This window comes from Bacteroides sp. ET336, from assembly GCF_024733815.1.
GTDB lineage: Bacteria > Bacteroidota > Bacteroidia > Bacteroidales > Bacteroidaceae > Phocaeicola > Phocaeicola cellulolyticus.
This window is the reverse complement of record NZ_JANRHK010000002.1, coordinates 267,531-289,572: the sequence shown is the minus strand read 5'-3', so window position 1 is coordinate 289,572 and position 22,042 is coordinate 267,531. Positions and strand designations below refer to the sequence as shown.

The following is a 22,042-nucleotide window of genomic DNA, read 5'->3' as shown; positions in this document are numbered from 1 at the left end:
ATTAAAAACAATATTATTATGAACAAGAAAGTAAAAGACAAAAAAGGAAGTAAGTTTTTATTCGATAAGGAGTTTTCTAAAATGTCAGATACCCATTGCATTATTGTAGGTAATTCCGGTCATGGCATTAGTCAAATAGGAGAAATATTAAAGCACTTAAAAACAAGAAAATCGTGATGAGAGCACCACTCATTCAAATTTATTGCGATATGGAGGGATAACTACCGGTGTGTAGATTATCCCTTTTCTTATTATCCATTTGTGCAATTTTTTGTGCAAAAAGATTCGTTCTCATACAATATATATAATGTAAGCCTCATCATCGGACATCTTCAAGCAGTGTGCATAACATATCGTTAAGAAAGAGAAAGTAAATTGAAGAAAAGCAAAGAAAGATATTTTTGAGGTAGTTTTTTCTTACGATTTCATTGATTATCACCATTTTACCTCAACTTTTGTGCAAAATCTGTGCAAGGAGCTATATAAACAAAAAAGACATCTAAGAAATATACATTCTTAAATGCCTGATAATTAATTTGTTATGTCTTGTAGCGGGAACCGGGATTGAACCGGTGACCTCATGATTATGAATCATGCGCTCTAACCAGCTGAGCTATCCCGCCATTATTCATTAAAAAACCGCCAGGCGTGGAAGCCACCCAACGGCTAAATCGTTAAATTGTAGCGGGAACCGGGATTGAACCGGTGACCTCATGATTATGAATCATGCGCTCTAACCAGCTGAGCTATCCCGCCATTGTTTCTCGATTGCGGGTGCAAAGGTATGACCTTTTTCTGAAACATACAAATTTTTACCTCATTTTTTATTCAAAAAGTTCGAAAAATGTTCAGATATAAAACGTGCGCACATTTAAAGTAAAACGTGCGCACGTTTTGATTAAAATGAACGCACGTTTCAGGTCGAACGTGCGCACGTTCTGAGACTATGTTTTATAATATAAAAAAAATTACCCCAATAGTCGAAAAATTTACTTTAATTTGCCAACAATTAAAAAATCATAATTGACGAAAAACATAATCAATAGACATGAAAAGAAAACTAAAAATAGAATATCCCTTAAATCCTACATCAGGAATTATTATATGGAATGCAATCAGTACTCCGGCAGGACTTGAAAGATGGTTTGCCGATAAAGTTACAAAGAACGGAAAAACATACACTTTCAGATGGGGAAAAACAGAAAGCAGAGACGCCGACATCACAAACACCAGATCTGAATATTTCATAAGATTCCACTGGAAGGATGATGAAGAGCCCAAATCATTTTTCGAATTCAAGATATTATTCAACGAACTTACATCAGACCATATACTTGAAGTGACCGACTTTGCTGACCCAGAAGATGAAGAAGACACAATAAACTTATGGAATTCACAAATTGATGTACTGAAAAGGGTTTTTGGTGTATAGGCAGTAATAATTAAAAATATACAAAACATTACCCCCCTATCCATATTTTATGCTATTTTTGCATCATAATATAAAATGATGGGAATACTACGTATAAAAAAACTAGATATATTCGTTCTAAAGAGTTTTACACTGCTCTTTGCCGGAACATTTTTTATATGCCTGTTCATCTTCATGATGCAATTCTTATGGAAATATGTTGACGAACTGGTAGGGAAAGGACTTGAGCTGAACGTATTGGCTCAATTCTTTATTCTTTCTGCACTTACACTTATCCCTCTTTCATTACCTTTGGCAATACTTCTTGCTGCCCTCATGACATTCGGTAATTTTGGGGAAAGATACGAATTGCTGTCAATGAAAGCAGCCGGTATTCCGCTGTTGAGGATTATGCGTCCGCTGGCTTTCCTATGTATAATACTGGGCTTTACATCATTTTATTTCCAGAATGTCATAGGTCCTAAGGCACAGAAGGAGCTGTGGACACTCCTTGTCTCAATGAAACAAAAATCGCCTGAAGTTGATATTCCAGAAAGAGTATTTTACTCTGATATTGAAGGATATAATATATATGTAAACAAAAAAGACAGGGACACAGGTATCCTGAAAGATGTATTGATATATAATTTTTCCGACGGTTTCGAAAATGCACGTATCATCTGGGCAGAAGAGGGCAAGCTTGAGCTTACTGCCGACAAGAAGCACCTGTATCTGCATCTGTACAACGGAGAACTGTTCGAAAATCTGAAATCACAGAACATTGATTCTAAAAACGTACCGTACAGAAGAGAGACATTCACCGAAAAACATACTCTTATAGATTTCGATGCTGAATTCAACATGGTGGACGGAAGCTTCCTAAACAGAAGATCGGACATTAAAAACATGATGGAAATTACAGCAACAATAGATTCGCTCACTGCTTATACAGACAGTGTAGGAAGGGCTATGCATAATGAAATCATGTCAACCACATATAAAACGACTGATTTAAGCAAGTCCGATTCAATAAAAATAAAAGAAGAGAATCTAACTTATATAAATACAGACAGTCTGTACCGCTCGTTAAGTTCGGACGACAAATTGAAAACTCTTACTTCTACAGAAAGAAGAATGTCGTCTTTAAGTTCCGACTGGAGCATGAAATCGTTTGTCACACAAGACAATGACAAAAGTATCCGTTCGCACAGATCGGACTGGCATAAAAAGATAACACTTTCCTTCGCATGTGTATTCTTCTTTTTCATCGGAGCTCCGCTTGGAGCAATCATAAGAAAGGGAGGTCTGGGAATGCCGGTTGTCATATCCGTATTGATATTTATTCTTTATTATATAATAGACTCTGGAGCCACCCGTGTAGCAAAGAGTGGAGAGATGAATATTATTCTTGGAACATGGATGAGCAGCCTGGTGCTTGCACCTATGGGAATTTTCCTTACATACAAATCTAACAAGGATTCTGTGGTATTCAACATTGATGTATATAAGGCATTCTTCAGAAAAATATTCGGTCTGAGACAATCAAGACATATATTCAGGAAAGAGGTTATCATATATAGCCCTGACTATCAGAAGGTATGCGAAAAACTGGACAAGATATGCCTGGAATGTGAAAACTATTCCAGCACACACAAACTATTAGGTCCTCCTAACTATTACAAAGTGTTTACCAACCATACACACGATGACCATATAAAGGAGATAAGCCAGGAAATAGAGAACGTGGTAGAGGAACTTTCAAACTCTAAAGATGCGATTATACTAAACAATTTAAATAACTATCCGTTCTTATTTATAAAGGCACATAAGAGCGTATCCGACAAAATATGGCTCAACCTGATACTTGGAATTATAGTTCCTGCAGGAATCGTAATCTGGTTAAACATATGGAAACACAGAGTGATACTTGACAAGGATCTGAAAACAATTATAAAAACAAGTAGAGACATACAGGAAAGAATAAAAACTAACATAATACAATAGCAATAAAAATTATGAGCGAAATCAAACTGAACACAATCGAAGAGGCAATAGAAGACTTCCGTAAAGGTGAAATCGTCATTGTAGTTGACGACGAAGACCGCGAGAACGAAGGTGATATGATAATTGCAGCAGAGCTTATCACACCGGAGAAAGTAAACTTCATGCTTAAACATGCCAGAGGTGTTTTATGTGCACCTATCACAATATCAAGATGCGACGAGCTTGACTTGCCTAGACAAGTTTCCAACAACACTTCAATACTTGGAACTCCATTCACAGTTACAATAGACAAGCTGGAAGGCTGTACAACCGGTGTTTCAGCAGCGGACAGAGCAGCAACAATACGTGCACTGGCAGACCCTGAATCAAAACCGGAAACATTCGGAAGACCTGGACATATAAATCCTCTATATGCTCAGGACAAAGGTGTACTCCGCAGAGCCGGACATACAGAAGCTTCAATAGACCTGGCTCGTCTTGCGGGATTATATCCTGCGGCAGCACTTATGGAAGTAATGAACGAAGACGGAACAATGGCACGCCTGCCGGAACTAAGAAAAATTGCAGACGAATTCGGATTCAAACTTATTTCCATAGCAGATCTTATAGCTTACCGTCTGAAACAGGAATCATTGGTAGAAAAAGGTGTAGAAGTAGATATGCCTACAGAACACGGACATTTCAGACTGATTCCTTTCCGTCAGAAGAGCAATGGCCTGGAACATGTAGCACTGATAAAAGGTAATTTCACTCCTGACGAACCTGTATTGGTAAGAGTTCATTCATCATGTGCCACAGGTGATATCTTCGGTTCAATGAGATGTGACTGCGGCGAACAGCTTCACAAAGCGATGGAACTCATCGACAAAGAAGGTAAAGGGGCAGTAATCTACCTTAATCAGGAAGGAAGAGGAATAGGACTGATGGAAAAGATGAAAGCCTACAAGCTTCAGGAAGAAGGTATGGACACTGTAGATGCAAATATCTGTCTGGGACATCAGGCCGACGAACGCGACTATGGAGTGGGAGCACAGATTTTGAGAGAAGTAGGCATAACCAAGATGCGTCTTCTGACAAATAATCCAGTCAAGAGAGTGGGTCTTGAAGCTTACGGACTTGAAATAGTGGAAAACGTACCAATAGAAGTTACCCCGAACAAGTTCAACGAAAAGTATCTGCATACCAAAAAAGAACGTATGGGACACACACTTCATTTCAACAAATAAACCAAATATAGAATAATTATGAATATACTTGAAACCAAAGACCTTGTAAAAGGTACTTACGAATCAAAAGTAGCGCAAAACGCTTTAATGCGCAGCGTTTATACATGGATGACACTGGCACTTGCCATAACAGGACTTACAGCCATGTATATGGCAAAATCAATGACTATCCTGAATATCATGACACAGAATTCAATGATGTTCTGGGGAATACTTATAGCCGAAGTAGTACTGGTAATGTACATGACCGCCAGAATAAACAAAATCAGCTTCACTACGGCTACCCTGTTATTCATTGCCTACTCAGTACTTAACGGAATGACAATGTCAATTCTGTTTCTGGTATATACAATGAGTTCCATAGCAACGACTTTCTTCGTGACAGCGGGAACATTCGGAGCAATGGCAATATTCGGGTATGTAACTAAAAAAGACCTGACACGTATCGGCAATCTGTGCATTATGGGTGTTATAGGTATCATAATCGCATCATTGGTAAATATATTCCTACATAACTCCATGATGGACATGATAATATCTTATGTAGGAGTCCTTCTTTTTGTTGGACTTACAGCATACGATGCACAAAAAATTAAACATCTTCTTAGCGGTGATGATATAGAAGTGAACGAATCAACGCAGAAAATTGCACTTTTAGGTGCACTTACACTTTATTTGGACTTCATAAACCTATTCATCTACCTACTCAGAATATTGGGAGACAGAAAGTAAACCAAATGCCGCTTTATGCGGCATTTTTTATATTTTCAAAGTTATTTCTTTTGCGTATTTCACAAGAAATAGCTTATTTTGCAGAATAATTCAACATTTAAACAAGGACTAACAATGAACCAACTTTCAGATCGTTTGAACAGCCTGTCGCCATCGGCTACATTGGCTATGTCGCAAAAAAGTAGCGAATTAAAAGCTCAGGGTATTGACGTAATCAATCTAAGTGTAGGTGAACCTGATTTCAATACACCGGATCACATCAAAGAAGCAGCAAAACAGGCTATTGATGACAATTTCTCACGTTATTCACCAGTTCCGGGATATCCGGCTCTACGTAACGCTATTGTAGAGAAATTGAAGAAAGAAAACGGACTTGAATATACAGCAGCACAAATCAGTTGTGCAAACGGTGCAAAACAGTCTGTCTGCAACACTATCATGGCCCTTATCAACAAAGGTGACGAGGTTATCGTTCCTGCACCATACTGGGTTAGCTATCCTGAAATGGTAAAATTGGCAGAAGGTACTCCTGTCATCGTAAGCGCAGGTATAGATCAGGACTTCAAGATCACTCCTGAACAGCTTGAAGCTACTATCACTCCTAAAACACGTGCACTTATCTTATGTTCTCCTTCTAACCCAACAGGTTCTGTTTATACAAAAGAAGAATTAGCTGGTTTGGCAGCAGTGCTTGCAAAACACGAACGTGTAATTGTTATTGCTGACGAAATATACGAACACATCAACTACATCGGAAAGCACGAAAGTATCGCACAGTTTGCAGAAATCAAAGACCGTGTGGTTATCGTAAACGGTGTTTCTAAAGCTTATGCAATGACTGGATGGCGTATTGGTTTCATTGCCGGTCCGGAATGGATTGTAAAAGGTGTAAACAAACTGCAAGGACAGTACACTTCTGGTCCATGCTCTGTATCACAGAAAGCAGCAGAAGCAGCATACACAGGTACACAGGCTCCTGTAGAAGAAATGCGTAAGGCATTCGAACGTCGTCGTGACCTGATTGTGAAACTGGCAAAAGAAATCCCGGGATTCGAAGTAAACACTCCACAAGGAGCATTCTATCTGTTCCCTAAATGTGATTCTTTCTTCGGTAAGAAAGACGGCGACAGAGTGATAAACAACTCTGACGACCTTGCAATGTATCTTCTTGAAGTAGGTCACGTGGCATGCGTGGGAGGTACATCATTCGGTGCTCCTGAATGTATCCGTATGAGCTATGCTACTTCTGACGAAAACATTGTAGAATCAATGCGCAGAATTAAAGAAACTTTGGCTCGCCTGAAGTAATCTGAATTCCATATACATAATAGAGGCTGTTTCAAAATTAAATTTGGGATAGCCTCTATTTTTATATTTCATCAATAACTCCGCTCCCAACAAGACACGAAAAAAGGCTACCCCTAATTGGAGCAGCCTAAATTCGTTGTCATAAATCGACGACCGGATATTATCCCTGATGAATAGCTTCAGAAGGACAAACATCAGCGCAAGTACCACATTCTGTACAAGCATCTGGATTGATTGAATATTTGTCACCTTCAGAAATTGCACCTACTGGGCATTCATCGATACAAGTACCGCAAGCGATACAATCGTCACTAATTACGTAAGCCATTGTTGTAAAAAAATTAAGTTATTATTAGTACTAATTGTTTATGCAAAGTTAGTATTTTTACTTAGAATTGTAACATCCACATTACAGAAAGTGGGTAATTTGTACAATGTCTAAATAAAGTCATTTCATTATAGCCTGATATATTGCCTGTTGTATTGCAGGACGTATTTTCAGCTTCATTAGATTTTTCCTGTCGCACGGATTCGGATAAATCCTATTGCAAAGGAACACAAAAACCAAATCATTGTCAGGGTCAGCCCAAGCACATGTTCCGGTGAAACCAGTATGCCCAAATACAGATGCCGGCGTTTCAGGCGCACAATATCCATTATCTGGTTTGTCGGCATCAGGCTTGTCAAAGCCTAGACCTCGCCTGCTGTTTTTTGACTTCATGGTAATAAAAAGTTCACAAGTGGCTCTAGTAAGATACCTACGATCGCCCATTACACCTTTATCAAGCAACATCTGGTAAATGGTAGCCACATCTTTTGCCGTAGAAAACAATCCAGCATTTCCCGATACTCCACCCAGCAATGCAGCGGCCTCATCGTGCACATATCCGTGGACGGGGCCTTTTCTCAAAAAGTCTTCTTTCACCGTAGGAACAATCTCATCCTTATCATATCTCTGTAACGGATTATATAATGTATGTACCAATCCCATTGGCTTATAGAAATTTTCTTCAAGATATTGGTCCATCGGCATTCCGGAGATATTCTCCACAGCCTCTTTCAGAAGCATAAAGTTCAAACAGCTGTATCTGTAAGAATGTCCTTTAAGGCTTGCATCGGCTATTTCCTTCAGTATTACATCCTTGAATTCAGGCTTGATGTAAATACCGTCAGACAATTTCAATGTATATCCGGCACTATCTTTTTCAGATACCCATTCCGGAAGGAATTCAAAATTCGTACAGACATAAAGAGCATTACCAACCTTTATTTTATGATTGGCATCTTTATATTTCTTATACATTCCACCCTTACAACTCTTAGGATCTATCGCTTTCTTATAGAAAGGCAAATATGCCGGCAACCCTGATTCATGGTAAAGCAACTGCTGGATTGTTATACCTTCTTTATCAGTTGACTTCAATTCCGGCACATAATCTGAAATTTTATCAGTAAGATTGATTTTTCCTTCATCATAAAGCTTCATTACTGCCAGTAAAGTGGCCGTTGTTTTTGTAAGCGAAGCCAGATCGTACAAATCATTTTCCCTCACTTCCCTATCAGACTCATAAGTATGATTGCCAAAACATTTATTATAGACCTGATATCCATTCTTCCACACTAAGACATGGCAACCAGGATAAGCACCTTCCTTTATTCCATATTCTGCTATGCTGTCTATACGAGAAAGAACTTTAGAATCCATACCGAATTCCTCAGGCTTGTATCGTCTTGGCTTATCCGGATCGACAATAACTCCTGAGCCTGCCTTATATTCATCATTAAGATCGACAGACAAACGGCCATCCACCCTCTGATTTCCAATCAACATACCGGCAACAAACTTCTGTATATACTTCTCGTCCGAATGTGCCAACACTACAGCCGAAGATTGCGCCACCACATCATTCAGTTTCTGTAAAACCTTGTGCGAATTGAAACAAACCAATATGGTAGGTTTTCCTTTGGCCAATTCAAGAAGCACTTTTCTATATTTTTCTACTTTTGATGTATATACCGCAACTATTACTCTCTGGACAGGAATTATTCTGTTTCTCAAACTCTGCAACGAATCAAGATTGGCATGCAGCCATGTAACAGGGTAAGTATCGTTTATTTCATTGAAAAAAGGATATGTTTCAGACAATGTATTCGAAACATTCAAGACCACAGTACCTGAAAGAGTCAAATCCAACGGTAACATCTCGTCGGAATCCTTGACTACAGTAACAGCCGATTTTTTGATACGGCTCATCAAATCATTAGTATAAGCCTTGTTTATGCGGGACATAACACCATTCTTCTCTATTGAAGGACGTTTGTTCAAGCCGAAAGCGTATTTATAAGTCAATACTTTACGACACTTTTCATTTATTTCTTCTTCAGTTATTTTCCCTTCTTTTACGGCTTTCAGTACGCCATCAAGTTCTCTTTTAAGATTTCTTGGTGCAAGCACCATATCATTTCCTGCAGCCAAAGCCTGAGCGGACACATAAGGATTATTGGATATTCCTTTCATTTCAAGAGCATCAGTAAACACAAGACCTTTGAAATGCATTTTCTCCTTCAACAACTCTGTTACAACAGCATGTGAAACGGAAGCCGCTTTATTGTCCATCAAAGGTATATTCAGATGTCCTACCATAATTCCGCCTACTCCTGCTTCTATAGCCTTACGGAATGGATATAACTCTATACTGTCAAGTCTTTCCTGACTGAAAGGCAAAACAGGCAAAGCCTTGTGAGAATCGACTTCCGTATCACCATGTCCGGGGAAATGCTTGCATACGGCAAGAATTCCGCCATCTTCCAATCCCTTGGAGTATGCCAGGGCTTTATTGGCTACCTGTTCCCTATCACTTCCGAATGAACGTGTATTTATTACCGGATTCTTAGGATTATTGTCAATATCTGCCACAGGTGCAAAATTTATATGCACACCTATTTCTTTCAACTCTCTGGCCACTTCCTTTCCATATTCATATATCAGCGTATCATTCTGAATGCATCCCAACACCCTGTTTCTTGGGAACGAAGGAGTACCTTTCAAACGCATTGCAAGGCCCCATTCTCCATCGAAAGTTATGAGCAATGGTATATTGGCCATACTTTGGGCATAGTTTGTAAGCTCTACCTGCTTTTCTATATCTCCGCCAGAGAACAACAATCCTCCTATGCCATATTCTTTTACGGCATCTTCTATATTCTTTTTATTCTGTTGAGTGGTGTATGGAGCAACAGTATGAATAAACAGCTGCCCTATCTTCTGTTTCAAAGTCAATGACTCCAACCTGCTTTCAACCCAATAGCGGCATGCCTTCTCACTATCTATATTTTTATATACAAAATCAGTCTGCGCATGTAGATTTATCGACAACACAATCAGCAAACATGCCAATAAGATTTTCTTCATATTCTTTATTTATTAATTGCCTATATTACTGCGAAAATAAATAAAAAACATAAATCATACAAGAAATAGGGCCAAGTATGAAAAAAAAGGTATAAAGAATTTGCAATGTGCTAGAAAAGAAGTACCTTTGCACCGCTTTCGCGCAATCGCTGTCATGAAGAGTTACTTGATATGTTGCGTTGTAACGATAAACAATTTAATTTATAAAAACAATGGATTTAATTAAAATTGCAGAAGAAGCATTTGCTACTGGCAAACAGCATCCTTCATTCAAAGCTGGTGATACTATCACAGTAGCATACCGTATCGTTGAAGGTAGCAAGGAACGCGTTCAGTTGTATCGCGGTGTTGTTATCAAAATTTCTGGTCATGGTGAAAAGAAACGTTTCACTGTACGTAAAATGTCTGGTACAGTTGGTGTAGAACGTATCTTCCCATTGGAGTCTCCAGCTATCGACAGCATCACTGTCAACAAAGTCGGTAAAGTACGTCGTGCTAAATTGTACTACTTACGTGCTCTTACTGGTAAGAAGGCTAGAATTCAGGAAAAACGCGCTAACGCATAATCTTGAAAACTATTTTCCTTACATAAAAAAAGGTCTGCAATTGCAGACCTTTTTTTATTATATAAAGTTTTATTATCTGAAATCCTTGAGTTCTTCCTGAAGTTTCTGTCTGGTGAAGAAAATTCTACTCTTAACCGTACCTAAAGGCAAATTAAGTTTCTCCGCTATTTCACGATACTTAAATCCGGCTACGAACATTGAAAAAGGAACTTTATATTCACTTGGCAAAGAATTTACTATACGTCTCATTTCCTTAAGGTCGTATGCTCCTTCTGTAGAATCACCTTCAAGATCAAATCCCTTATTTATAAAATATGAGTTATCTGTCTGATCTACGTAAGTCTGGTCACGTAATGTCTTTCTATAATTATTAATAAAGATATTACGCATTATGGTGTAGATCCATCCCTTGAAATTTGTTTCTTCAGTATATTTCTCCTCATTGTCCAACGCCTTGAGAGATGTCTCCTGAAGCAAATCATTCGCATCTTCATAATCGGCAGTAAGTTTGTAAGCAAAGTTCAAAAGGTCAGATTGCACGTTTAGCAGGTTCTGGGCAAAAGTACTTGTTTTCATATTCTTGTTTGTTTGTCTGTTTCTATAATTGCTTGATTTTCACAGTGCAAATATATATAGAACAGAATATGGGCATACCCGTAAATCAAACAATCAAAGGGGTGAAAACAGTTTTTACCCTATAATATGATAGTTTTCAGGTACTATTTCCAGTCTTTAAACGGACATTTCATCAGGAAAGAATTGTAATATTTCACCTGTCCTGTTACTTCCTCTCCCAAAAAAGGAGGAATTTCATATTCCTCATCAACACTACCCAACTCTACTTCAGCCACCACTAGTCCTTCGTTGTCTCCATAAAACTCATCTATCTCAAAAGTATGTTTTCCAAACTCTACAAGATACCTCGTCTTATCTATCATTCCCGGCAAACAAAGTTTCATCAGTTCGCGTGCTTCATCAATAGGAATTTCATGTTCCCACTCGTATCTGCTAAGACCATTGTCCGATGATGCTCCTTTGATGGTCAGATATCCTTTTTCATTCCTTATCCTGACTCTAACAGTTCTTCCCCTGTCACTGCATATATATCCTTGAACAATCCTTGAGGACGATACAGCCATATCCTTATACGAGGAATCATTTACCAAGAATTTTCGTTCTATCTCCTGTGACATATAATTATTGAATTTGTGTTTATAAATAGAACAAAGGCTGCCGGATATTGTTCATATCCGACAGCCTTTATTTATACTTTAGAAAAATCAAGATGCTACACTATATGCAATTGCCAGCAGTACTCCCAATACAAATATAGAAATACATACTATTTTGAACACTTTGTCAGCCTTTTCCTCTTGACGTTTCTCGTAATTCTGTCTCTTAATGTTATGTTTCTGGCTCATAGCAAATATTTTTATTGTTAATTACCCCAAAATTACTATTTAATTGATAAATACCAAAAACAGAACACAAAAAATTATAAGAAATCAAATTTCACTGTCCGAGAACTCCATCAGATATGCTTTTATAAAGCCATCTATCTTACCATCCATAACACCATTCACATCTGATGTCTGATAGTTTGTACGATGGTCTTTTACACGACGGTCATCGAATACATAACTTCTTATCTGCGAGCCCCACTCTATCTTCTTCTTTCCGGCTTCTACCTTAGCCTGTTCTTCCATACGGTGCTGGAGTTCTTTATCATAAAGAATAGAACGCAACTGACGCATTGCGTTTTCCTTATTCTTAGGCTGGTCTCGAGTCTCAGTGTTTTCAATAAGGATTTCTTCCTCTTCACCTGTATAAGGGTCTTTATACTGATAGCGCAAACGAACTCCGGATTCTACCTTATTTACGTTCTGGCCACCCGCACCACCACTTCGGAATGTATCCCATGACATACGTGCCGGTTCAATGGTAACTTCAATAGAATCGTCAACCAAAGGTGTAACGAAAACAGAAGCAAATGAAGTCATACGCTTTCCCTGAGCGTTATATGGAGAAACTCTCACCAAACGATGAACACCGTTTTCTCCTTTCAGATAACCATATGCATATGGACCTTCGATATTCATAGTCACAGTTTTGATACCGGCCTCATCACCTTCCTGAAGGTTTGCTACAGAAAGTTTATAACCATTACTTTCAGCCCAACGCATATACATACGCATAAGCATTGACGACCAGTCCTGGCTTTCAGTACCTCCTGCACCTGAATTTATTTTCAGTACGCAATCCATTTGGTCAGCTTCAGAACGAAGCATGTTCTTCAGTTCAAGTTCCTCAACAGCCGTCTGAGCCTTATTATAAGCTTCATCAACTTCCTGTTCTGTCACCAATTCATCCTTGAAGAAATCAAATGACAGTTCAAGTTCGTCAACAAGAGTTTTAACCTCCTTATATCCATCAATCCAAGCCTGAAGTCCTTTTACCTTTTTCATTTGTGCTTCAGCCTTCTTTGCATCATCCCAGAAGCCCGGAGCCTGTGTGCGGAGCTGTTCTTCCTCCACCTGAACCTGCTTGTTTTCAATATCCAAATAGCGGTAAAGAGCCTCTGTACGTTCCTTTAAATCCTTGAGTTGTTCTATTGTAATCATCTTATTTCTTTTTTGCGGCTACAAAGTTAGTCAAAAAACACAAAATGACCAAGTTACTCCTCATACATCTTCTCTATCTGAGCTGCATAATTCTTCATCAATACAGGTCTCTTTATTTTCAATGTATTTGTCAGCTCACCCTTTTCCATACTGAAAGGTTCAGGCAGCAAAGTAAATTTCTTTATCTGTTCATAATGGGCAAATTCCTGTTGAAGCGTATCTATGCGCATACGGAACAGATCCTGGATTTCCTGTTTCGCAAGCAAATCCTTCATATCTGAATATTTAATTCCCTTGCTTTCAGCATATGCCTTGACCTGCGAATATTCAGGAACAATCAAAGCAGAAACATATTTTCTCTGATCTGCTATAATTGAAATCTGGTCAATATACTTATCAACCACCAGTTTTGTTTCAATAGCCTGAGGAGCAATATATTTGCCATTAGATGTCTTGAACAAATCCTTGATACGGTCCGTCAAATACAGACGGCCATCCTCAATATATCCTGCATCACCGGTATGGAACCATCCGTCAGGTGTAAATGCGTCCTTTGTTATAGCTTCCTTTTTGTAATAGCCTTTGGTTACAGTCTCACCTTTTACGAGAATCTCATTATTTTCGCCAATCTTTATCTCTACACCTGGTAATACCCTGCCAACAGATCCTATTTTAAAATCATCAATCCACTGGCAAGTAACAGTAGCTGTAGTCTCTGTCAGTCCATAACCTGCAATCATGTTTATGCCTACCGATCTTACAAATTCCTCTACTTTAGGCGGAATAGCAGCTCCTGCAGTCGGGAAGAAGTTTCCATTCTCTATACCTATAGTCTTCTTTAACAAGCTATATATTGTCTTCTCATAGAACTTGTATTTAAGTTTCAATATAGGAGAAGGCTCCTTGCCATTCATCAGACAATTGATGTTGTATTCTTTTCCCACCTTCAAAGCATCCAGCATCAGTTTCTTCTTGACACCGGTAGTCTCGTTTATCTTTTCCATTACGCCTGCATATACCTTTTCCCAGAAACGAGGCACACTACACATAGCAGTAGGACGTATCTCCTTAATGGTTTTCTGTATATCGGCAGGACGAAGATTTATACACAATGTACATCCCATATCAATACAAAGATATGACCATGCACGCTCAAATATATGAGTAAAAGGCAGGAAGTTCATTATTACATCATTATCCGAAAGAGTCTTCAGACGTCCGTAATGCGCCTTTATACCGAATTCGAAACAAGAATGATGCAACATTACACCTTTAGATTCACCCGTAGTGCCCGAAGTATATAAAATATTTGCCAGATCCTGAGGAGAAGAAGCCTCTATACGTTTGTCAACTATCTCCTGCAAAGATTCATCCTTACCTTTTTCCAGAAATTCATCAAAATATATGGAATTAGTATCTCCCGGAAGACGTTTTACGTTAGGTTCAAATATAATAATCTGTTTTAAAGACCTGCACAAACCCTGCACACGGCGTGCCACTTCATACTGATACTGTTCGCCAACGAAAAGATACCTTATAGAAGCATCCTGCACGATATAATGTACCTGTGCTTCAGAACTTGTGGCATATAGGGGTATTGTCACAACTCTTGTAGCATAAGCTCCGAAATCAACATAGAAACATTCTGGCATATTCTGAGAAAAGACCCCCACGTTCTCCTGTTCATTGATGCCCAATGCCACCATAGCACGTGAAGCATATTTTACTTTTTCTGCAAATTTGTTCCATGAAACTGAAATCCACGAAGATATGGAATAATCACGATACTTGAGAGCTACCCTCTCACCATATTTCTTTGCCTGGCGGAAAACAAGGTCCGACAAAAATGATTTGCCCATTTTATATACTTATTTAGAATTCTTAATACGCAAAGTTAATTATATTTTTCTATTTTACCACAAATCTGTTACGATATATTAAAATAAAACATATCTTTGCCATAAAATATCAGAATAATATGATGACAGATACCAGTTATTACACATCGGAAGCTGTAACGCTGCTTCAAGCTCTGATAGGGATACCATCCATAAGCAGGGAAGAAGATGCAGCAGCCGACTTCCTGCAAACTTATATTGAAGAGTCCGGCATCATGACAGGACGTATGGGAAACAATGTTTGGTGCATAAGTCCAATGTTCGACACTTCAAGACCAACAATTCTATTAAACTCCCATATCGATACAGTAAAGCCAGTCAACGGATGGCGTAAACAACCATTCACACCTAAAATAGACAATGGAAAGCTGTTTGGATTGGGAAGTAACGATGCAGGTGCATCATTGGTTTCCCTTTTTCAGGTTTACAAACACTTGAGTGCTACAGAACAGAAATACAACCTTATTTTTCTGGCATCTTGTGAAGAAGAGGTTTCAGGCAAAAACGGCATCGAAAGTGTGCTTCCACAGTTACCTCCAATAACACTTGGCATAGTAGGCGAACCAACAGAAATGAATCCTGCCATAGCCGAAAAAGGTCTTATGGTTCTTGATGTTACCGCACAAGGACGTTCGGGACATGCCGCACGTGAAGAAGGCGACAATGCAATCTACAAGATTCTTCCGGATATAGAATGGTTCCGTACTCACAAGTTCGAAAAAGAATCGTCCTTACTAGGTCCTGTAAAAATGACCGTGACACAAATAAATGCCGGAACACAACACAATGTCATACCGGATACTTGTAGCATAGTGGTTGACATACGAAGCAATGAGTGTTACTCCAACGAAACTCTTTTCGAGGAAATAAAGAAGAACATCAGCAGTGAGGTAAAAGCAAGATCCTTCAGATTGAACTCATCAAGTATATCACCTGAGCATCCTATAGTGAAACGTGCCATTGCGCTAGGTAAAATTCCATTCGGTTCACCTACTCTTTCAGATCAGGCACTAATGCCTTTCACATCAATAAAGATCGGTCCGGGAAAATCATCACGTTCGCATACTGCCGATGAATACATAATGATTAATGAGATAGAAGAGGCTATAAGCCTTTATATAAAACTGTTAGACGGGTTGGAGCTATAATCTCCAACCCTTTTATTACATATCAGTCAGCTTCCACTTCAACAAGGTTTCCAGTCACAGAATTCATAATAAATCCTCTGACCTTTATACCGTCTGCCGGCATCAACGGATGATGTCGCACTATATGGACACTCTTCCTTACAGCATCCTCGGTATCGTCAAAACCGCTCAACCACGAACGCAGATTTACATCACAGTATTCCATCATCTCTATATGATCCTGCGACACTCCACGAGCACGCATGTGCGAAAGCATCTCATCGCTATCCATATGCTGTACACCGCAGTCTGTATGCCCTATAATCATTATCTCTTCTACACCAAGTTCGTAGATTGCCACCAAAAGGCTTCGCATGGCACTACCAAACGGATGGGTAATTGTACCTCCGGCATTCTTTATAATCTTTACGTCACCGTTTTTCAGTCCCAACGCGGCAGGAAGCAGCTCAATAAGGCGCGTATCCATACATGTCACAATAGCAATCTTCTTGTCAGGATACTTGGTAGTAAGAAATTTCTCATATCCTTTTGTTTCAACAAAAGATTTGTTGTATTCAAGCAATTCGTCTATCATAATCAATCTATTAATAAAATTCCTTGTGCAAAATTACATCAAAAAATATCAAAAATAAAAAGCAAGAGTAAATATCTGACATATACAGAATCTACTCTTGCCTTATTATAAATTTTTATCACATACGTTCTAAAATATACTCACCTCCGGCTTGGGTATCAATGTCATACTCATATATCTTATACAATATAGGATACTCAGCATCCAGTCCCTCAGCTATCAAAGGTTTCTTTATATCAGCATTCTGATAATACCGGTTAGTATTCTCACCTTCAGCTTCAGTCAATCCTTTCCCCTTTAAAGGAATGTACGAACGTATTCTCAGTTTTCCACCTAAATCTGATTTTATTCTGGCAGCGAGCAATTCACCACCTTTCCATTCCATATCTACGGTAAATCCTCCTCTGGCTTTAAGTCCTGTCACCTTTCCGCTCCTCCATTCATCTGGCAAAGCAGGCAACAAGTGCAAGGCCTCGTCATGACTCTGTATAAGCATCTCAGCCACACCAGCCGTATATCCGAAGTTACCGTCAATCTGAAATGGTGGATGGGCATCAAACAAATTCGGATAAGTACGTCCTGCAAACAAGTTTCTTATTATCTTATACGCATGATTACCGTCAAGCAGACGTGACCATAAGTTTATCTTCCATCCTATAGACCATCCTGTGGCCTCATCTCCTCTTTGCAACAAAGTATTCTTAGCAGCCTGAAACAACAACGGATTTTTATAAGGAGAAATCTGATTGCCCGGATACAAACCGAATGCATGAGATATATGCCTGTGCTTATCGTTCGGATTATCTACATCCTCAAGCCACTCCTGAAGCTGATTATATTTACCTATCTGCATAGGAGCAAGCATATCTATCATACTCTGCAATCTATTTATATATTCAGGATCCTTATCCAATAATCGGGATGCATCCCGAGTGTTACACAACAGTTCAAACACAATCTGATTGTCCATAGTACAACCCGCAATTGTAGATGCCGAGTTACTGTTTTCTCCGTCAGGGCCATGCTCCGGTGAATTTGAAGGACATGTAACCATCCACCCATATACAGGATGCCTAACTAGAAAATCCATAAAGAAATCGGCAGAACCTTTCAATACATCATAATATTTTTCAAGAAAGGCCATATCACCGGTATATAAATAATGTTGCCACAAGTGCTGGCACAGCCATGCTCCACCATTTGGCCACATTCCCCAGAACGCACCGTCCACCACTCCTGTAGAACGCCATAAATCTGTATTATGATGTAGCACCCATCCGTTGCATCCATACATCACCTTGGCAGTTTCCCTACCAGTTTCCGAAAGTTCCTGCAACATCGTGAATAACGGCTTATGGCACTCACTAAGGTTAGTAACCTCTGCAGGCCAATAGTTCATTTGCAGATTTATATTCACTGTATATTTACTGTCCCACGGTGCAACTACGTCATTGTTCCATATTCCCTGAAGATTTGCAGGCTGCCCTCCAGGCAATGACGACGAGACAAGCAGATAACGTCCATATTGAAACAACAGTACAGCCAGTCCTGCGTCATTTCTTTCATTAAATTTCTTTATTCTCAGGTCTGTAGGTTCATTTGAGAAATCATCAGATGAAATTTCCAGATTTACCCTGCCGAACAAACTCCTATACTTTTCAATATGCTCATCCTTTGCAACCTCATAATCTTTCTTCACAGCTGCATTCAGATAACCTGACGCTTTCTTATATCCGTTACCACTTATATCTTTATAATTTACAAAGTTTGTTGCCGACGATATATAAAGAATGACATTATCTGCATTTTCCACCTTCATCTTATCATCTTCGAAAGATAATTTTCCTCCGGTATTAACAGCCTTGACCAAAGTCTCATCAAAAAGTTTTCCTTTCACTCCTTCATGGTCATTACCTTTAGCTTTCAGATAAAGACATTTGTTCCTTACAGAGACCTTATGTTCCAAAGGACAGTCAAATGACATGGAAAATGATAATTTTCCGGCTGTAGAACTTGAAATTCTCATTATTATGACATTATCTACCATAGAAGAAAACAGTTCCCTCTTATATGTCACTCCATTAACTTTATAACTTACAGAAGCTATAGCATTTTCTATATCAAGTTCACGATAATATTCCGTAGCATTTTCATGTCCCGGGAAATTAATCTTCAGGCTACCGATAGTCTGATACGGCATTCCATTCCTCGAAGTAAGAAAATTCTTGTTAACCAACTCCTGCGCCTCACCATATTTTCCTTCAAATACAAGTTTCCTGACTTCTGGCAACACTTTCAGAGCATCAGGATTATCATTTCTGTATGGCGATCCTCCCCAAAACGTTTCCTCATTAAGCTGGAGTTCTTCCGTTTCATTACCACCGTAAACCATTACTCCCAGTCTGGAGTTTCCCAATGGCAGTGCCTCTGTCCACTCTGAAGCAGGTTTGTTATACCATAGTTTAAGATTTCCGGCATATGTAAATGCCGAAAAGACTAATAATACAAACAAAATTAAAAATCTCATAGTATTCTTATTATGAAACAATTATACTTTTTACTTTATTGGAATACACATGTTCCACGAACGTGTAGCATTTTCAAACCCACCGGGGCCATCCATCGTAGCAAAAAACACATACATAGGCTTTCCGTTCTCAAAATAGATGAAAGGACGCTCTAGCTGTCCCTGTTTTTCTATATTGCCATCTTCCCATTCCACTGTTAAAGAATATGCCTTCGGATCTTTATCTATTACCCAGTTCACGCCATCTGAAGAATGCGCCATGGCACCTCCTCCCTTTTCTCCGGTAAACTTGCCTACATGGTCTTTAAATATAATATGATATCCTTTTTCATCTTTCCATAAAAAAGGATCCTCAGCCTCACCCTGACCATCAACATGGAATATAGGTTGTTTGTCATTCAACACTTCGTACGGACCTTCTATATTTTTTGCATAAGCAACCCCCAAAGCCATTGACGAATGTTTGTCTTCTTTAGTGTAATGACGTCCCTTGAAAATCATCAGGACAGAACCATCCTCTTGTATTACAGGAGACGGATTTGAAGCAAGAAAACTGTAGAAAGTATTCGGTTCTGTCTTCACTATAGGCTCATTCATTCTTTTCCAAGGCCCATACGGACTTTCAGCCACAGCCAGTCCTATTCTCTTGTTTGCCCTGCCCACAATACACCATTTACTGTCAAGTGTAAGTTCATCATAGGTAGGTTCTTCAAAAGGATGCGTAGAACCCATATAGATAAGGTAGTATTTATTATTATAATAGAAGATACGAGGATTATGCGTAGATTTTCCATCCCAGTATTGGGCACCACGCGGCGGCAAAGCTACATCTGAAAAAGTATATGGTCCCTGAATACTGTCTGCCACAGCATGTACTATTTCCGAAGCAACCATCCATCCAGGATGAAAAGGCAATGACTTTGGAAAACGTGACACATACATGTGATACTTACCGTCAGGCGATTTAACTACAGAACTTCCCCACACCCAATAGCCTTCCATCTGGAAAGCAGGAACCCTGGATGCTTTTCCAAGATTATGAAACAGACTGTTATGCGAATTACGCTTCAACTCCAAAAGATTGTCTAGTTTCTGAGAATAGACACTTGAAGAAGCCATGAAAATTGACAAGAAAAATAGAATAATTGATTTCTTCATAATTGTTTTTTATATAATAGAAATTTGTTAACGACATGCGAATATAAGTATTTTTCACATCATACGATTGTTTGGAACATATAAATCATATCATCCAAACCGAAACCTATTTCCTGGAGTCAAAAAAATTGCAGTGGCCACACTAGGAAAACAGCAGACAAAACAGTATTTTTGTAACAGAATTCATAAACAAGAAAAATTATGGCTAAAGAACTTGAACTGAAATACGGATGCAATCCTAACCAGAAACCTGCACGTATTTTCATGAAAGAAGGGGAACTGCCTATTGAGGTCCTGAACGGACGCCCCGGTTACATCAACTTCCTTGATGCGCTGAACGGATGGCAGCTAGTAAAAGAACTGAAAGAAGCTACAGGAATGCCTGCTGCTACATCATTCAAGCATGTCAGCCCTGCCGGTGCTGCTATCGGTCTTGAACTTGACGAAACTATGAAGAAAATATACTTCGTCGATGGTCTTCCTCTTTCTCCGCTTGCTAATGCTTACGTACGTGCCCGCGGTGCAGACCGTATGTCTTCTTATGGCGACTTTATTGCTCTGAGCGACATCTGCGATGAAGAGACAGCCCGTTTCATCAACCGCGAAGTATCCGACGGTGTTATCGCTCCGGGATATACAGATGCAGCTCTGGAAATACTGAAAGCAAAACGTAAAGGTACTTATAATGTAATCAAGATTGACCCTAACTACGTTCCTGCTCCTATCGAGACAAAAGAAGTGTTCGGTGTAACTTTCGAACAGGGAAGAAACGAAATCAAGCTGAACGGCGACGATTTGTTCCAGAACATCCCTACTCAGAACAAGAACTTTACAGATGCTGCAAAGCGTGACCTTATGATTGCGCTTATCACTCTGAAATATACTCAGTCAAACTCTGTATGCTACGTCAAGGACGGTCAAGCTATCGGTATCGGTGCCGGACAGCAGAGCCGTATCCACTGTACACGTCTTGCCGGAAACAAGGCAGATATCTGGTATCTGCGCCAGCATCCGAAAGTACTGAACTTGCCATGGGTTGAAAAAATACGCCGTGCAGACCGCGACAACACTATCGACATCTACATCAGCGAAGACCACGACGATGTATTGGCTGACGGAGTATGGCAGCAGTTCTTCACAGAAAAGCCTGAAGTATTGACACGCGAAGAAAAACGTGCATGGCTTGACACACTGAAAGGTGTAGCTCTTGGTTCAGATGCGTTCTTCCCATTCGGCGACAATATCGAACGTGCTCACAAGAGTGGTGTGGAATTCATTGCACAGGCAGGTGGCTCTGTACGCGATGACCATGTTATCGAAACTTGCGACAAATACGGCATTGCAATGGCATTCACAGGCATTCGTCTGTTCCACCATTAATATCACGCCTGATATATAGATATGAAAAAAACTCCTGACAGAAACTTCCGAAAAAAAGCAACTGTCAGGAGTTTTTT

19 protein-coding genes and 2 tRNA genes are annotated in these 22,042 nt (G+C 39.3%); 9 read left to right on the top strand and 12 right to left on the bottom strand.

Features of this window, described 5'->3' with window-relative positions:
- The first annotated feature begins 18 nt into the window (after positions 1-18).
- A complete protein-coding gene (locus NW213_RS04085; RefSeq protein ID WP_204500092.1) occupies positions 19-177 on the top strand; it encodes a hypothetical protein in 159 nt (52 codons plus the stop codon).
- 372 nt (positions 178-549) lie between these two features.
- Here the strand turns inward: NW213_RS04085 and NW213_RS04080 are convergent.
- Positions 550-623 (bottom strand) — tRNA-Met (locus NW213_RS04080).
- Positions 624-682: 59 nt separating this feature from the next.
- A tRNA-Met gene (locus NW213_RS04075) sits at positions 683-756 on the bottom strand.
- Positions 757-1,048: 292 nt separating this feature from the next.
- Between NW213_RS04075 and NW213_RS04070 the strand changes: the two genes are divergently transcribed.
- The 5 genes from NW213_RS04070 to NW213_RS04050 all read left to right on the top strand — a co-directional run bounded on the left by NW213_RS04070 (position 1,049) and on the right by NW213_RS04050 (position 6,681).
- Complete coding sequence (locus NW213_RS04070; RefSeq protein ID WP_154043309.1) at positions 1,049-1,432, top strand: START-like domain-containing protein; 384 nt, start codon at positions 1,049-1,051, stop codon at positions 1,430-1,432.
- 84 nt (positions 1,433-1,516) lie between these two features.
- Complete coding sequence (locus NW213_RS04065) at positions 1,517-3,415, top strand: LptF/LptG family permease (RefSeq protein ID WP_154043365.1); 1,899 nt, start codon at positions 1,517-1,519, stop codon at positions 3,413-3,415.
- Positions 3,416-3,426: 11 nt separating this feature from the next.
- On the top strand, positions 3,427-4,641 hold the full coding sequence (locus NW213_RS04060; RefSeq protein WP_154043308.1) for a bifunctional 3,4-dihydroxy-2-butanone-4-phosphate synthase/GTP cyclohydrolase II: 1,215 nt from the start codon (positions 3,427-3,429) through the stop codon (positions 4,639-4,641).
- A gap of 18 nt (positions 4,642-4,659) precedes the next feature.
- Complete coding sequence (locus tag NW213_RS04055) at positions 4,660-5,373, top strand: Bax inhibitor-1/YccA family protein (protein WP_154043307.1); 714 nt, start codon at positions 4,660-4,662, stop codon at positions 5,371-5,373.
- 114 nt (positions 5,374-5,487) lie between these two features.
- Positions 5,488-6,681, top strand: coding sequence for a pyridoxal phosphate-dependent aminotransferase (locus tag NW213_RS04050; protein WP_154043306.1), 1,194 nt, complete (start codon positions 5,488-5,490; stop codon positions 6,679-6,681).
- Positions 6,682-6,841: 160 nt separating this feature from the next.
- Here the strand turns inward: NW213_RS04050 and NW213_RS04045 are convergent, their stop codons facing one another.
- Both NW213_RS04045 and NW213_RS04040 read right to left on the bottom strand, forming a co-directional pair.
- Positions 6,842-7,009: a DUF362 domain-containing protein gene (locus NW213_RS04045; RefSeq protein ID WP_154043305.1), complete on the bottom strand. Its 168-nt coding sequence runs from the start codon at positions 7,007-7,009 to the stop codon at positions 6,842-6,844.
- Between the two features lie 120 nt (positions 7,010-7,129).
- Positions 7,130-10,093, bottom strand: a complete 2,964-nt coding sequence (locus NW213_RS04040; RefSeq protein WP_258321916.1) for a glycoside hydrolase family 3 N-terminal domain-containing protein — start codon at positions 10,091-10,093, stop codon at positions 7,130-7,132.
- A 212-nt stretch (positions 10,094-10,305) separates the two neighbouring features.
- Here NW213_RS04040 and rplS point away from each other — a divergent pair, with 212 nt between their 5' ends.
- Positions 10,306-10,659, top strand: a complete 354-nt coding sequence (gene rplS / locus NW213_RS04035) for a 50S ribosomal protein L19 (RefSeq protein ID WP_022352866.1) — start codon at positions 10,306-10,308, stop codon at positions 10,657-10,659.
- Positions 10,660-10,731: 72 nt separating this feature from the next.
- Here rplS and NW213_RS04030 read toward each other — a convergent pair whose 3' ends face one another.
- The 5 genes from NW213_RS04030 to NW213_RS04010 form a co-directional block, all read right to left on the bottom strand.
- The gene (locus NW213_RS04030; protein WP_154043303.1) at positions 10,732-11,235 is read right to left on the bottom strand and encodes an RNA polymerase sigma factor; all 504 of its coding nucleotides are present in this window, start codon (positions 11,233-11,235) and stop codon (positions 10,732-10,734) included.
- 143 nt (positions 11,236-11,378) lie between these two features.
- Positions 11,379-11,852, bottom strand: a complete 474-nt coding sequence (locus NW213_RS04025; RefSeq protein ID WP_154043302.1) for a CYTH domain-containing protein — start codon at positions 11,850-11,852, stop codon at positions 11,379-11,381.
- A gap of 87 nt (positions 11,853-11,939) precedes the next feature.
- Entirely contained in the window at positions 11,940-12,080 is a 141-nt protein-coding gene (locus NW213_RS04020) for a hypothetical protein (RefSeq protein ID WP_204393864.1), read from the bottom strand.
- A gap of 84 nt (positions 12,081-12,164) precedes the next feature.
- Positions 12,165-13,280: a peptide chain release factor 2 gene (prfB, locus tag NW213_RS04015; protein WP_204393866.1), complete on the bottom strand. Its 1,116-nt coding sequence runs from the start codon at positions 13,278-13,280 to the stop codon at positions 12,165-12,167.
- Between the two features lie 53 nt (positions 13,281-13,333).
- Positions 13,334-15,139, bottom strand: a complete 1,806-nt coding sequence (locus NW213_RS04010) for a long-chain fatty acid--CoA ligase (RefSeq protein WP_258321915.1) — start codon at positions 15,137-15,139, stop codon at positions 13,334-13,336.
- A gap of 122 nt (positions 15,140-15,261) precedes the next feature.
- Between NW213_RS04010 and NW213_RS04005 the strand changes: the two genes are divergently transcribed.
- Entirely contained in the window at positions 15,262-16,326 is a 1,065-nt protein-coding gene (locus tag NW213_RS04005; RefSeq protein WP_258321945.1) for a M20 family metallo-hydrolase, read from the top strand.
- A 22-nt stretch (positions 16,327-16,348) separates the two neighbouring features.
- On the opposite strand, the gene NW213_RS04000 is transcribed toward NW213_RS04005, so the two are convergent.
- From NW213_RS04000 to NW213_RS03990, 3 genes are all read right to left on the bottom strand, one after another.
- Positions 16,349-16,900 (bottom strand): carbonic anhydrase, encoded by a 552-nt coding sequence (locus NW213_RS04000; RefSeq protein WP_258321914.1) that lies wholly within the window; start codon positions 16,898-16,900, stop codon positions 16,349-16,351.
- A gap of 118 nt (positions 16,901-17,018) precedes the next feature.
- On the bottom strand, positions 17,019-19,427 hold the full coding sequence (locus tag NW213_RS03995; RefSeq protein ID WP_258321913.1) for a glycoside hydrolase family 95 protein: 2,409 nt from the start codon (positions 19,425-19,427) through the stop codon (positions 17,019-17,021).
- A 30-nt stretch (positions 19,428-19,457) separates the two neighbouring features.
- Complete coding sequence (locus NW213_RS03990; RefSeq protein ID WP_375338108.1) at positions 19,458-20,546, bottom strand: glycoside hydrolase family protein; 1,089 nt, start codon at positions 20,544-20,546, stop codon at positions 19,458-19,460.
- Positions 20,547-20,786: 240 nt separating this feature from the next.
- Between NW213_RS03990 and NW213_RS03985 the strand changes: the two genes are divergently transcribed.
- Positions 20,787-21,965, top strand: a complete 1,179-nt coding sequence (locus tag NW213_RS03985; protein WP_154043296.1) for a phosphoribosylaminoimidazolecarboxamide formyltransferase — start codon at positions 20,787-20,789, stop codon at positions 21,963-21,965.
- Positions 21,966-22,042 lie beyond the last annotated feature (77 nt).